Below are 14,150 nucleotides of genomic sequence, written 5' to 3' on the forward strand. Positions count from 1 at the left end.
CTCCCATGTCCGACGAGATCTTCCAGCCGCTCGCGTTCCGGAATCTCACGGTGAAGAACCGCGTGTTCCGCTCGAACGTCTCGGGCCGCTTCGACAACTACGACGGGTCGGGCAACCAGGCGCGCATCAACTGGGAGACGCAGTTCGCGCGCGGCGGCGTCGGCGCCATCGTGTCGTCGTTCGTGCCTGTGACCATCCGCGGCCGGATCGTGCCCAACTACGCCACGATCGACCGCGACGAGCGGATCCCGTTCTGGCGGGCGGTCGGCCGATCGGTCCACGAACACGACTGCCGGTTCATCATGCAGCTCTCGCATGCCGGGCGGCAGCGCGACATCCCGGGCATCGAGTTCGCGCAGGCCTGGAGCTCGACCGAGCGCGACGAGCCGCTGCACGGCTTCCCCTGCGTCGCGATGACGCAGGCACAGATCACCGAGACGGTGACCGCTTTCGCGGCGGGCGCCCGCCGCGCCCGCGAGGCCGGCCTCGACGGCGTGGAACTGCACGCCGCCAACGGCTACCTGTTCACGCAGTTCCTCAGCTCGGGCATCAACGACCGGACCGACGACTACGGCGGTCCGTTGCGCCAGCGCGCAAGATTCCTCCTCGAGGTCGTGGCGGCCATCCGCGCCGAGGTCGGCGCCGACTTCCACCTGCAGGTGAAGATCAGCGCCGAGGACCACAACGACGCGCTCGACGACGACGAGAAGCCCGGCAACACGCTTGACGAGAGCGTGCAGGTGTGTCGGTGGCTCGACGAGGCCGGCGTCGACGCCATCCACGTGTCGTCGGGCAGCTACTTCCCGCACCCACGCAATCCGCCCGGCGACTTCCCGGTCGACGAACTGGTCAAGACCTACGACCAGCTGCTCTCGAGCGGCAGTCACGCGCTGCGCAACTACCTGCTCTTCCGGTTCGAGCCGACGCAGCGGCTGTTCGAACAGCGCTGGGAACGCGCCCGCGGCGACAGGATCGAGGGCATCAACCTTCCGGCCGCCAGGGCGATCAGGGCCGCGGTCGGCGTGCCGGTGCTGTGCACGGGCGGCTTCCAGTCGGCCGAGGTGATCCGCGAGGCGATCCGCCAGCAGTTCTGCGACGCGGTCACCATCGCCCGCCCGCTCATCGCCAACCCCGACCTGGTGCAGCAGTTCGCGGCCGGCCGGGGCCGCCCGGCGGTGCCCTGCACGTACTGCAACCGGTGTCTGGTCAACGCCGTCGAGAACCCGCTCGGGTGCTACGACGAGTCGCGCTTCGCCTCGCGCGAGGCGATGGTGGCGCAGATCATGAGCGTCTTCTCGCCCGCTCCGTTCGTGTGACCGCCATGCCGATCCCGGGGGTTGGTCGCCGGCCGGCGCTGATGGTGTGCCTCGCGCTCCTGGCGCTGACGATCGGCCTGCGCGCCGCCACGCCCGCACGTCCCGATGCCTCCTCGTTTCCCGACATCGTCGAGCACTTCAAGTACGGCTCGATCGGCGCCGAGGAGAACTCGGGGCTGCCGTACCGGATCTGGAAGGTGCTGCCCGAGGTCTGCGCCGACGCGCTGCCGCGGCGACCAGGCACGGGGTACGAGCGCATCGGCTTCATCAGCGACGGCGCGCCGCACGGCCGCCCGATCGGCACCTCCTTCCGCAAGGGGAACGGCGACCGCGTCGGACTCAACTGCGCGACCTGCCACGTCGGCACGTTGCGCGACGCACCCGACGCGCCGCGCCGCGTGATTGTCGGCATGCCAGCCAACCAGATGGACCTGCAGGCCTACGGCCGGTTCCTGTCGGCGTGCGCGAAGAGTCCCGCCTTCGAGACCGGGCGCCTGATCGACGCGATCCGCAAGGGCGATCCCGGGTTCGGGTTCTTCTCGCGCCTGGCCTACCGGCTGTTCGTGGTGCGCGCCGCGCGCAACGGCATCCTGGATCGCGAGAAGCAGAACGCCTGGTTCGACGACCGCCCGGCGTTCGGTCCCGGGCGCGTGGACACGTTCAATCCGTACAAGGTGCTGCTGAAGGTCCCGATGGATCGCACCGTCGGCACGGTGGATCTGCCGTCGATCTGGAACCAGCGGCCGCGCCAGGGGCTGTGGCTGCACTGGGACGGCAACAACGATCGCGTCGAGGAACGCAACAAGAGCGCGGCGATCGGCGCGGGCGCGACGCCCGCCTCGCTGGACCTGCCGTCGATGAAGCGCATCGAGGACTGGCTGCTCGACTTCCCGGCGCCGCGCTATCCCGTGGAGCGCATCGACACGGCCCGCGCCGCCGAGGGCCGCGGCGTGTACCAGGCCGCGTGCGCGTCGTGCCACGACCTCGGGACGGCCAGGGTCGGCCAGGTGACCCCCGTCGAGGAGGTGGCGACCGATCGACAGCGCCTCGACTCGTTCACGCCGGCACTCGCCGCCGCGATGAACACGATCGGCAAGGGCCGGCCGTGGGCGTTCTCGCACTTCCGCAAGACGCAGGGCTACGCCAACATGCCCCTCGACGGCCTGTGGCTCCGCGCGCCCTACCTGCACAACGGCTCGGTGCCCGACCTGCGCAGCCTGCTGTTCCCGGAGGAGCGACCAACCGTGTTCCATCGCGCCTACGACGTGTACGACTGGACGCGGGTCGGCTTCGTGTCGTCGGGGCCCGACGCCGAACGCGAAGGCGTGCGCTTCGACACCGCGCTGCCCGGCAACGCCAGCACCGGCCACACCTACGGCGCCGACCTGCCTACGACGCAGAAGCTCGCGCTGCTGGAGTATCTGAAGACGCTGTAGGGCGCTCTCGGCCTTCGGCCTTCGGCCTTGGGCCTTGGGCCTTGGGCCTTGGTCGCGGTCGACCTGCATCACACAGGTGCGGCAGCTGGGGCTGGTGCGTAGCCGTCGCCCCTGGGCGACGGTCCGTGATGCCGCGTTGGTGCGTGCCAGTCGTGCCGGCGCTCAACGCCTGCGCGCCTGCGCCGCGCCCTGTCTCTGCGCGATTCCGGCATCGCCGCATCGCGGCATTTTCCCGCTACCATCCGGTCATGCTCCGTCCCGTCCTCTCGCTCGCGGGCGCGCTCGTCGCCGCCCTGCTCCTCGCCACCTCCCATCCCGTTGCCCAGGCGGCGGCCGCGAAGAAGTCGCTGGCCGAGCGGCTCGGGTTCGCCGCCACCGACATCGTCCTCATCGTGAACGCCGACGACGTGGGCATGAGCCACGCGACCAACGAGGCGGTGAAGGCGGGGATGGAGAAGGGCCTGATGACCAGCGGCACGATCATGGTGCCGACCCCGTGGTTCGAGGAGATCGCCGTCTACGCGACCGCGAACCCGACGAGGGACTTCGGGCTGCACCTCACCCACACCAGCGAGTGGAAGGTCTACAAGTGGGGGCCAGTGGCCAACAAGGCCGACGTGCCCGGGCTGGTCACGCCGCAGGGCTACCTCTGGCCCGACATCGAGCCGATCTACAGGAACGCGACGCCGGCGCAGGCCGAGATCGAGGCACGCGCGCAGATCCGCAAGGCACTCGATCGCGGCATCGACGTGACGCACCTCGACTCGCACATGGGCGCGCTGCAGTACGACATGCGCTTCCATGCCGTGTACCGCAAGCTCGCCAGGGAGTTCGACCTCCCGATCCGGATGGGCAACCAGGACCTGCTCGCGAAGCTGGGCGGCGCGCACCTTCGCGGCGAGCTCGACGCCGACGGCACGATCTATCCCGACTACCTGATCCACCAGCAGCGCAAGCCGGGCGAGCCGGTCGACGAGTACTGGAAGCGGATGATCGCCGAGCTGAAGCCGGGTGTCACCGAGCTGTACATCCACCCGGCGATCGCGGGGGACGAGATGCAGCACATCACCGGCAGCTGGAAGGAGCGCGACAGCGAGTACCACCTGTTCACCGACGATGCGTCGGTGCGGACGCTGCTCGAGGCGCGCGGCGTGAAGCGGATCGGCTGGCGCGCGCTGCGGGAACTGCAGCGCAGGCGGTAGGAGGACGCTCGGCGGCCTTCGCCATGCCGGCCGTCGTCCGACCTCGCCCCTTCGGCGTTCCCGGCATTGCAGGCGGGAAGTTCCCCAGTAGAGCCCGGGAACTTCTCACGCTCCTATTGCGTTCCCATACGAAGCACCTTTAGTATGGGCAAACCATAGGAGCAGGCATGGGAACCAAGGCAGACGTCTGGCAGGGCACCCTGGCGCTGATGATCCTGCGCACCCTCGATGCGCTCGGTCCGCAGCACGGGTACGGGATCGCACGCCGCATCGAGCAGACCAGCGGCGATCGACTCTCGGTCAACTACGGCACGCTGCACCCGGCCCTCCTGAAGCTCGAGCAGGAGGGTGCGATCTCATCGGAGTGGGGGCAGTCGGAGAACGGCCGGCGAGCGAAGTTCTACACGCTCACACGCCGCGGCCGGACCGAGATGGCGCGGGCCTCGCGGGAGTGGGCCGAGGCCACGGCGATCATGGCCCGTTTCCTCGGTGAAGGCGGTGGCGCGTGAAGCGGCTCCGCGTCCTGTCGATCCGGATCGCCGGGCTGTTCGCGCGCCGCTCCCACGACGCCGAGCTGCGCGAGGAACTCGAGAGCCTGGCGGCGCTGCAGTTCGAGGAGCACGTTGCCGCGGGCGTGCCGCCCGACGAGGCACGCCGACGGGTGCACGCTCGCGCCGGCAGCGTGACCGCCGTGCAGGAGGCCGTGCGCGAGCAGCGCCGGCTCGCGTGGGTGGAGCATCTCGCACGCGACGCGGCGCATGGTTTGCGCCTGCTGCGCCGCAACCCGGTGTTTGCGGCCACGGCGGTCCTCTCGCTCGCCCTGGGCATCGGCGCCAACGCCGCCATCTTCTCCATCGTCGACCACCTGCTGCTTCGATCGCTCCCGGTGGCGCACGCCGACCGCCTGCTGCTGCTCGACGGCGATTCGTGGACGTACCCGATCTGGGAGCAGATCCGGGAGCGCGCCGACCAGTTCGACGGGGCGGCCGCCTGGGCCGCCGACGAGCAGGTGACGCGAGCCGGTGACATCGCCACGCGAGAGCCCAACCTGTTCGTGTCGGGCGAATTCTTCGATGTGCTGGGCGTGTCGCCGCAACTGGGGCGCGCCGTGACCATGGCCGACGACCGCCGCCGCGGCGGCACGCACGGCCCGGTCGCCGTGCTGAGCCACGCCTACTGGGAGCGGGCCTTCGGAGGCGATCCGGAGGTGCTCGGCCGCACGATCACCATCGGGCGCGTCCCCTTCACCATCGTCGGGGTGATGCCTCGATCGTTCTTCGGTCCGGAGGTCGGCCGGTCGTTCAGCGTGGCGATCCCGTTCGGCACGGAACCGCTGCTGCGCGGTTCGGGGTCGCTCCTCGACGAACGACGGGGCTGGTGGCTCAGCGTCGCCATCCGCCGCAAGCCGACGCAGACCCCGGCCGATGTCGGCGCGGTGCTGCGGCAGATGCAGCCGGCCATCCGCGAGGCCACGCGCACGCCGAATCCTGACTACCTGCAGGCGCCACTCGGAGTCGTGGAAGCCTCGCAGGGCCAGTCGCCGCTCCGGCGACGCTACCGCGACGCGTTGTGGGTCCTCATGGGCGCGGCCACGGTCGTCCTCCTGGTGACGTGCGCCAACGTCGCGAATCTGCTGCTGGCGCGAGGAAACAGCCGTCGCGCGGAGATGAGCCTGCGGCTGGCGCTCGGGGCGTCGCGCCGTCGCCTGGTGCAGCAGCTCGTCATCGAGAGCACGATGGTGTCGCTGCTCGGTGCCGGCCTCGGGCTGGTCTTTGCCGTGTGGGTGGCTCGCATCATCGTGTCGCAGCTCTCCACGGTGGCGACGCCCGTGCTGGACGTGGCGCTGGACTGGCGGCTGGTGGGATTCGCGGTTGCGGTCGCGGGGGTGGTCACGCCGCTGTTCGCGCTCGTGCCGGCGTTGCGCGCCACGCGGTGCGCGCCCGACGAGGCGATGAAGGAACAGGGACGCGCCGTCGCCGGCGACCGATCACAGGCCCTCGGTCAGGTGCTGGTGCTCGGGCAGATCGCCTTGTCGCTGACCCTGGTCGTGCTGGCCGGGCTGCTCGTGGGCACGTTCACGAAGCTGGCGACGCGCCCGCTCGGACTCGACAGCCGACGAGTGGTGGTGGCCGACGTCACGCTGCAGCCAGACAGCGTGCCGGAGGCCGAGCGGGCGGTGCTTTTCGAGCGCTTGCGGCAGGAGGTGTCGCAGGTGCCGGGCGTGGACAGCGTCGCGCTGGCCGCGCTGGCGCCAATCTCGGGACGAGGCTGGAACACGGCCATCCTCGACGTGGACGGCGCCGACGTCGGCGGCGAGGGGCGCGAGCGCATGGCCTGGGCCAACGGGGTCAGCGACGGGTTCTTCGCGACATACGGCATGACGCTCCGCCAGGGCCGTGACTTCACGCCAGCCGACGCAGCCGACGCGCCGAAGGTGATGATCGTGAACGAGGCGTTCGTCCGCCGGTTCGTGGGCGTGGGCAGCGCGCTGGGCCGACGCGTCCGCGAGGGCCTCGTCGGGCAACCGGAGACGTACTCGGAAGGGCGCGAGATCGTCGGCGTGGTCGCCGATGCGGCGTACCATCGCGACCTGCGCCGGCAGGTCGATCCCACGGTGTTCATCCCGTTCACCCAGACCGAGGGCGCGGCGCCGACGTTCGTGGCGATCAGCGTGCGGGCGCGTGGCGACGGCGCCGCGGCGCTGGTCGCCCCGATTGCCGCGCGGCTCGACCGCGCCGACCCGCGGATCACGACGCGCGTGGTGGCCCACCAGTCGTACGTGCAGATGGCGCTGGCGCAGGAGCGACTGGTGGCGACGGTCGCGGGGCTGTTCGGCGGCCTGGCGCTGCTGCTGGCCGTCGTCGGGCTGTACGGCGTCGCGGCCTATACGGTGAGCCGGCGCCGCAGCGAAATCGGCGTGCGCCTGGCCCTGGGCGCCACCCCGCAGCGCGTGCTCGGACTGGTGCTGCGTCGCATCGCCGTGCTGGTCGTGCTGGGCATCGGCGCGGGCCTGGCGATGTCGCTGTGGGCCGGCAAGGCCGTGCGCGTGCTGCTGCACGGACTCGAGCCGAGCGATCCGGGCACGCTGGCCGGGGCTGCCGCCATCCTGACCCTCACCGCCGGCATCGCCGGGGCGCTCCCCGCGTGGCGCGCCGCGCGGACGAACCCGGCCGTGGCTCTCCGCGACTGAGCCCTCCTCGCTTCGGCCCGGCAGCGGTCCAGGGGCTGCCGCGCGGGGGCCGCCATCGGCACGATGGCGGTCCTCGTGCCGTGTTCCCTACTCACATCCGCCATTCTCCTGATGTCACGGCATGCTTACGGGTATCGATGGATACCCCTTGGCATGGCATGCCACGGGATGTCGGAATTCGTGGGCCTCCGTGTGCCTCGTTTCGCTCCAGCTCGACGGTTGAGAGACCGATTGGAGGGAACGTGGCGAATGGTCTCTGCCATTCGCTCGGAGACTCCTCATGCATCCCCGATTCCTGCAGACAAGACGGTGGCGGACCGCAGTCGTCCTCGCCGCCCTCGCGACCTGGACCAGTGTGGGCCTGGCCCTCTTCACCAACGGCGGCTTCGAAGCCGGCGACCTCACCAGCTGGACGAAGGAGCAGTTCGCCAATCCCGGGCTGACGGGCGCGCCGCCGTACACGGGCGCCAGCATCCAGCGCCAGACCGGCTGGGGGGAGGTCGACCGCACGGCCGTGGTCGGTAGCCCGGGAGGCGGCCCCCTGTCGGTGGCGGTCGCCGAAACGGCGAGCGCACCCGGGGGCGCGCTGATGGTGCCGCGCTTTGGCGACTACGCGGCGGTGATCAACTACCTGGGCGACAGCAACAACGCCAACGTCCTGAAGCAGCAGGCGACCGTGCAGCCCGGCGACGTCGACAGCCTGGATGGCAAGGTCCACGTCCGCCTGGCTTTCGCGCCCGTCCTCGAGGATCCGAACCACGCGCCGATGGACCAGCCCTGGTTCTTCATCAAGGTGCGCAACGTGTCGCGGGGCACGACCCTGTACGAGTCGTTCGCCTATGCCAACCAACCCGGCGTGCCGTGGCAGGTCTCGGGCGGGTACAAGTTCACCGACTGGCAGGTCGCCGACATCGCTCCCGGCAACGCGGCCCTCGCCGTGGGCGACGTGATCGAGCTCGAGGCGATCGCGGCCGGCTGCGCCCAGGGTGGCCACGCCGGCTGGGTGTACGTCGACGCGTTCGGATCGTCCATCCCCGGCCCGAGCGTCGTCGCGACGGCCCCCGCGCAGGTCAATGCGTCGAGCCCCCTCACCTACACGGTGACTGCGCGCAACCAGGGCACGGCGTCGCTGTCCAGCGGCGTCATCCGCTTTGCCGTACCCAACAACACCACCTTTGCCAGCCTGTCCGATCCGGGCGCGACCTGCGTGCAGTCGGGTGGCGTGGTGACCTGCAACATCGGCACGCTGAACGTCGGCGCCACCTACAGCTTTCAGGTGACGGTCAACGTCGGCGCGGTGGCCAACGGGACGGTGATCGGCGCCGGCAACTACGGCATCTCCGGCACGAGCGAACCCGAGCTGCTCGGGCCGCTCGTCAACTCGACGGTCACCGCCGACACGCTCATCGACCTCGGCATGTCGGTCGACAACGGGGCGAACGGCGTGGGCAACGGCGCGACGCCCACCTACACGATCACGGCGCAGAACCTGTCGAGCACGACGGTGACTGGCGCAACCGTGACCGCGACGCCTCCCGGAACGCTGATCAACGTGTCGTGGACGTGCGTGGCGTCGGGCAGCGGCGCCTGCGGCGCGGCCGGCGGCACCGGACCGATCAACGACACCGTCACCCTGGCCGCCAACGGCACGGTGACCTACACCCTGACGGGCACGGTGGCCGGCCTGTCCGGCACGCTGTCGATGGCGGCCAGCATCGCGGCCCCGGGGGGATCCACCGATCAGGACCCGGCCAACAACAGCGCCGCCGACAACGACGTGTTCGTGCCCAACGTGGCGCCGACGGCGACCGCCGACAGCTACACCGTCGCCGAGGACGCGACGCTCACGGTGAACGCCGCCAGCGGCGTGCTCGCCAACGACACCGACGGCGACCTCGACCCGCTCGCCGCCGTCCTGGTCAGCGGCGCCGCGCACGGCGCCGTCGTGCTCAACGCCGACGGCAGCTTCACCTACGCGCCCGGTGGCGACTTCAACGGGACCGACAGCTTCACCTACAAGGCGACCGACGGCAGCGCCGACAGCGGCACCGTGACGGTGACGCTGAACGTGACGGCCGTCAACGACTCGCCGACGCTGGTCCAGCCGTCCAACGTCTCGGTGATGTGGATTGCCGGCCCGCAGACCATCACGCTGACCGGCATCTCGGCCGGCGGCGGTGAGAGCGACACGCTGACGGTGACGGCCGCGAGCAGCGCGCCGGGCATCGGCGCGGCAGGCACCGTGACCTACGGTGGCGGCTCGACGGCGACCTTCACCCTCACGCCGACGGTCGGCCAGCAGGGCGTGGCCACCATCACCGTCGCCGTCAACGACGGCACGACGACCGTGCAGCGGACCTTCACGTTCAGTGTGACGCCTCCGCCCTTCTACGTGACACGCCTGTACCCGGCCACCGGCCCGGCGCCGGGTGGCGTGAACATCCGCATCTTCGGCGGCGGCTTCACGCTGTCAGCGCCTCCGTCCGACACGGCGCGCGTCGCCCGTGCCGTCGCGCCGACGGTGCTCATCAACGGCGTCCCGGCTCCTGCCGTGGTCGTCGAGTCCGACTCGGTGGTCAGCGCGGTCACGCCGGCGCTGCCGGCAGGCTCGGCACTGGACGTCCAGTTGATCCTGCCGGGGGGTCAGGGCACGCTGGTGCACGCCTACACGCCGTACGAGCGGCCGACCGACCCGGCGCCGCCGACCGAACCGACTGCCCCGAACCAGCCGCCGCCCGACCCGACCAACCCGGGTGATCCGACGGCCCCGACCACCGACACCGACGGCGACGGCATCCCCGACGTGTGGGAGGAGTTCTACGGCACCGATCCGAACGACCCGAGCGACGCCAACGCCGATCCCGATGGCGACGGCCGGACCAACAAGGAGGAGTACGACAGCAACACCCATCCGGACAGCCGATCGGTGCGCTACTTCGCCGAGGGCAACGCGCAGGTGCCGTTCCGCACGTGGGTCAACCTGTACAACCCCTCGCCCATCGAGGCAGCGATCAACATCACGTTCTACCTCGATGACGCCACGGTCGTGCACCACCTGGTGAAGGCCGCCGGTGGCGCGCGCACGACCGTCGACACGAGCACCATCGCCGGGATCCAGGGGCACGCCTTCGGCATGCGCGTGGACGCCGACGAGGCGGTGGTCATCAACCGCACGATCACCTGGAACGAGCAGGGCATCGGCGCGGCCGCCGAGCGCGGCGTGCAGCTCTCGCCCACGTGGTACTTCGCGGAAGGCGCCACGCACGCCAACCTGCAGACGTTCGCGCTGCTGACCAACCCGGCCGACCAGCCGGCGACCGTCGAGATCGAGTATCTCGTGTCGGCGGCCGGGACGCGCGTGAGCCGCACCCACCTCGTGCCGGCGCATGCACGCTACACGGTGTGGGTGAACAGGGAGGGTCCGGAGCTGGCCGATCAGGGCTTCGGCATGGTGGTGCGCAGTTCGCTGCCGATCGTCGCCGAGCGCGCCACCTACATCACCGAGGGCTCGCTGTTCGAGGCCGGCGAGACCTCCGTCGGCGCTCCGACCGCGGGCCAGGACTGGTACTTCGCGGAAGGCGTGTCCGGACCACTCTTCAACACCTTCCTGCTGCTCGCCAACCCGACGGCGACCGTCGCCGAGGTGCAGGTGCGGTACCTGCCCGAGAGCGGTGCCGAAGTGGTGCGGACCCACGTCGTGGCCCCGTACGGACGCGTGACCGTGCCGGTGAGTGACGAGGCCGCGTGGGCCCCGCAGGCCGGCTTCGGCATGCACGTCCACGTGACCAACGGCGTCGACATCGTCGCCGAGCGGGCCATGTGGTGGTCCACCGATGCCGACGCCGGCACCTGGGAAGAAGGCCATGGCAGCGCCGGGACCGAGTCGCTGCATACCGCGTATGCCATCGGCGACGGCGTCGCCGGCGGCGAGCAGGGCGCCAGCACGTACCTCCTGCTGGCCAACCCGGGCACGAGCGACGCGCAGGTTCGCGTGACGCTCGCCTTCGAGGACGGCACGGCGCCGGTCTCGGCGACGCTGACGGTCGCCGCCGGGCGTCGTCTCACCATCGACGCGGCCACGCACTTCCCGACCGCCGACGGCAGGCGCTTCAGCGCCACCCTCGAGGGCCTCAACAGCGTGCCGTTCCTGGCCGAGCAGTCCATCTACTGGACCTTCGGCACCGGCGCCTGGCGCAGTGGCGTGAGCCTCCCGGCAACGCCGTTGCAGTAGCACACGCACGGAAGTCGGAGCCGCGTGATCCGCCCTCGGCAGGATCGAGGGGATCACGCGGCCGCCATTGCCGCCCGGGTGCTCGACGAGCCACGCCTCGCGCTGGTCACACCGGCGCCTACGGGATGGGCTACCGATTCGGTGCCCGTCCCGACTCGTCATCGAGCGGGACTGCCCCCAACACACTGGCACGCGAACGTCTGGCGAAATGCGACCAAAATGAGACTGGTCTCATTTTGTCGGATCTAAGTCGTTGCAACAAAACGACTTGCGCCACGAAACCTCTTGATCGCGGACCGCGTCAGTCGTATATTGAGAAGGTTCGACGCCCTCCCTCGACCCGATCCGTGGGTCGTGGCACGCACCCGCGCCGACCGGCGTCAGACACATTCCGGGATGGGGCTCGCCGAAGCCGACCCAGAAGGAACCGCGATGAGTACGTCCACCGACACGATCGAACAGCTCGCGACACAGGAATACAAGTACGGGTTCACGACCCAGGTCGAGGCCGACACGCTGCCTCCCGGGCTCGACGAATCGGTGATCCGCCAGATTTCCCGCCTCAAGAGCGAGCCCGAGTGGATGCTCGAGTGGCGCCTGAAGGCCTATCGGGCATGGCAGAAGATGTCGTACCCGGAGTGGCCGAACGTGCAGTACCCGCCGGTCGACTTCCAGGACATCAGCTACTACTCGGCGCCCAAGCCGAAGAAGCAGCTCAACAGCCTCGACGAGGTCGACCCCGAGGTGCGGGCGACGTTCGACAAGCTGGGCATTCCGCTGGCCGAGCAGATGGCGCTGGCCGGCGTGGCCGTCGACGCGGTGTTCGACAGCGTCTCGGTGGCGACGACGTTCAAGGAGAAGCTGGGGCAGCTCGGCATCATCTTCTGCTCGTTTTCCGAGGCGGTGCGCGAGCACCCGGAGCTGGTGCGCAAGTACGTCGGGTCGGTCGTGCCGCACACCGACAACTACTACGCGGCGCTCAACTCGGCGGTGTTCAGTGACGGCTCCTTCGTGTACGTGCCCAAGGGTGTCCGCTGCCCGATGGAGCTGTCGACGTACTTCCGCATCAACGCCAAGGGCACCGGGCAGTTCGAGCGCACGCTGATCGTCGCCGATGAGGGCGCGTACGTGAGCTACCTCGAGGGCTGCACGGCGCCGATGCGCGACGAGCACCAGCTGCATGCGGCGGTCGTCGAGCTCGTGGCGCTCGACGGCGCGACGATCAAGTACTCGACGGTCCAGAACTGGTACCCGGGCGACAAGGACGGCAAGGGCGGCATCTACAACTTCGTGACCAAGCGCGGCAAGGCGATGGCCAACGCGAAGATCACGTGGACGCAGGTGGAGACCGGCTCGGCCATCACCTGGAAGTACCCGAGCTGCATCCTGCAGGGCGACAACTCGGTGGGCGAGTTCTACTCGGTGGCGGTCACCAACAACAAGCAGCAGGCCGACACCGGCACCAAGATGGTGCACCTCGGGAAGAACACGAAGAGCACCATCGTGTCCAAGGGCATCTCGGCCGGCAACGGCCAGAACACCTACCGCGGCCTGGTGAAGATCGCCAAGGGCGCCGAGGGCGCGCGCAACTACTCGCAGTGCGACTCGCTGCTCATCGGCGACCGCTGCGGCGCGCACACGTTCCCGTACATCGAGGTGAAGAACACCACCTCGACGGTCGAGCACGAGGCGTCGACGTCGAAGATCGGCGAGGACCAGATCTTCTACTGCCGCCAGCGCGGCCTGGCCACCGAGGACGCGGTGAACATCATCGTCAACGGCTTCTGCAAGGAAGTGTTCCGCGAGCTCCCGATGGAGTTCGCCGTCGAGGCCCAGAAGCTCCTCGGCATCTCGCTCGAAGGCAGCGTCGGCTAGCGTCCGCTGCCGCAGAAGGCCTTGGGGCCGGGGCCTTGGGCCTTGGATGTCTCGAGGGCACTCAACCAAGGCCGAAGGCCCAGTGCCGAAGGCCCGCATTCCAAGGCCCAAGGCCCAACGCCGAAGGCCCCCAGTGAAAACGTCATGCTGCAGATCACGAACCTCCAGGCGCGCGTCGAAGACAAGGACATCCTCAAGGGCATCTCGCTCACGGTGAAGCCGGGCGAGATCCACGCCATCATGGGCCCCAACGGCTCGGGCAAGAGCACGCTGGCCAGCGTGCTCGCCGGCCGCGATGCCTACGAGGTCACCGGTGGCGAGGTGCTGTTCGAGGGCAAGGACCTCCTCGACATGGATCCCGAGGAGCGGGCCCGCGAGGGCGTGTTCCTGGCGTTCCAGTACCCGGTGGAGATCCCCGGCGTGAACAACGGCTACTTCCTCAAGGCCGCGCTCAACGCCGTCCGCCAGCACCGCGGGCTGCCGGAGCTCGACGCGATGGATTTCGCCCGCCACATGAAGGAGAAGATGAAGCTCCTCAAGATGGACCCCAGCTTCCTGCAGCGGTCGGTCAACGAGGGCTTCTCGGGTGGCGAGAAGAAGCGCAACGAGATCTTCCAGATGGCGATGCTCGAGCCCAAGCTCTGCATCCTCGACGAGACCGACTCCGGCCTCGACATCGACGCCCTGCAGGTCGTCGCGCAGGGCGTCAACGCGCTGCGCAGCCCCGAGCGGGCCGTGATCGTCGTCACGCACTACCAGCGCCTGCTCAACTACATCGTGCCCGACTTCGTCCACGTGCTCTCGGCCGGCCGCATCGTCAAGAGCGGCGGCAAGGAACTCGCGCACGAACTCGAGGCGCAGGGCTACGGATGGCTCGAAGGGGCCACCGTCGGCGCGTAG

The 14,150-nt window shown here is 69.7% G+C and carries 8 protein-coding genes; all 8 read left to right on the top strand.

Annotated elements, in window-relative coordinates:
• Positions 1 to 5 precede the first annotated feature (5 nt).
• The 8 genes from TBR22_RS25670 (at position 6) to sufC (ending at position 14,150) form a co-directional block, all read left to right on the top strand.
• Positions 6 to 1,316, top strand: coding sequence for an NADH:flavin oxidoreductase (locus tag TBR22_RS25670; protein ID WP_239490698.1), 1,311 nt, complete (start codon positions 6 to 8; stop codon positions 1,314 to 1,316).
• A gap of 5 nt (positions 1,317 to 1,321) precedes the next feature.
• The gene (locus TBR22_RS25675; RefSeq protein ID WP_239490699.1) at positions 1,322 to 2,752 is read left to right on the top strand and encodes a cytochrome c; all 1,431 of its coding nucleotides are present in this window, start codon (positions 1,322 to 1,324) and stop codon (positions 2,750 to 2,752) included.
• A 248-nt stretch (positions 2,753 to 3,000) separates the two neighbouring features.
• Positions 3,001 to 3,954: a polysaccharide deacetylase family protein gene (locus TBR22_RS25680; protein ID WP_239490700.1), complete on the top strand. Its 954-nt coding sequence runs from the start codon at positions 3,001 to 3,003 to the stop codon at positions 3,952 to 3,954.
• Between the two features lie 167 nt (positions 3,955 to 4,121).
• On the top strand, positions 4,122 to 4,463 hold the full coding sequence (locus TBR22_RS25685; protein WP_239490701.1) for a PadR family transcriptional regulator: 342 nt from the start codon (positions 4,122 to 4,124) through the stop codon (positions 4,461 to 4,463).
• Complete coding sequence (locus TBR22_RS25690; RefSeq protein WP_239490702.1) at positions 4,460 to 7,144, top strand: ABC transporter permease; 2,685 nt, start codon at positions 4,460 to 4,462, stop codon at positions 7,142 to 7,144. The genes TBR22_RS25685 and TBR22_RS25690 overlap by 4 nt, the downstream gene beginning before the upstream one ends.
• Positions 7,145 to 7,424: 280 nt before the next feature.
• Entirely contained in the window at positions 7,425 to 11,375 is a 3,951-nt protein-coding gene (locus TBR22_RS25695) for an Ig-like domain-containing protein (RefSeq protein WP_239490703.1), read from the top strand.
• 432 nt (positions 11,376 to 11,807) lie between these two features.
• Positions 11,808 to 13,250 carry a Fe-S cluster assembly protein SufB gene (gene sufB, locus TBR22_RS25700; protein WP_239490704.1) on the top strand — a complete coding sequence of 481 codons (1,443 nt, stop codon included), beginning with the start codon at positions 11,808 to 11,810 and terminating at the stop codon, positions 13,248 to 13,250.
• Between the two features lie 144 nt (positions 13,251 to 13,394).
• Positions 13,395 to 14,150 (top strand): Fe-S cluster assembly ATPase SufC, encoded by a 756-nt coding sequence (gene sufC, locus TBR22_RS25705; protein WP_239490705.1) that lies wholly within the window; start codon positions 13,395 to 13,397, stop codon positions 14,148 to 14,150.

The organism is Luteitalea sp. TBR-22 (assembly GCF_016865485.1).
Classification (GTDB): domain Bacteria; phylum Acidobacteriota; class Vicinamibacteria; order Vicinamibacterales; family Vicinamibacteraceae; genus Luteitalea.

Bases quoted from the DNA above. Each gene is read 5' to 3' on its own strand.
- TBR22_RS25670 (WP_239490698.1), top strand. From the start codon at position 6: ATGTCCGACGAGATCTTCCAGCCGCTCGCGTTCCGGAATCTCACGGTG.
- TBR22_RS25675 (WP_239490699.1), top strand. From the start codon at position 1,322: ATGCCGATCCCGGGGGTTGGTCGCCGGCCGGCGCTGATGGTGTGCCTC.
- TBR22_RS25680 (WP_239490700.1), top strand. From the start codon at position 3,001: ATGCTCCGTCCCGTCCTCTCGCTCGCGGGCGCGCTCGTCGCCGCCCTG.
- TBR22_RS25685 (WP_239490701.1), top strand. From the start codon at position 4,122: ATGGGAACCAAGGCAGACGTCTGGCAGGGCACCCTGGCGCTGATGATC.
- TBR22_RS25695 (WP_239490703.1), top strand. From the start codon at position 7,425: ATGCATCCCCGATTCCTGCAGACAAGACGGTGGCGGACCGCAGTCGTC.
- sufB (WP_239490704.1), top strand. From the start codon at position 11,808: ATGAGTACGTCCACCGACACGATCGAACAGCTCGCGACACAGGAATAC.
- sufC (WP_239490705.1), top strand. From the start codon at position 13,395: ATGCTGCAGATCACGAACCTCCAGGCGCGCGTCGAAGACAAGGACATC.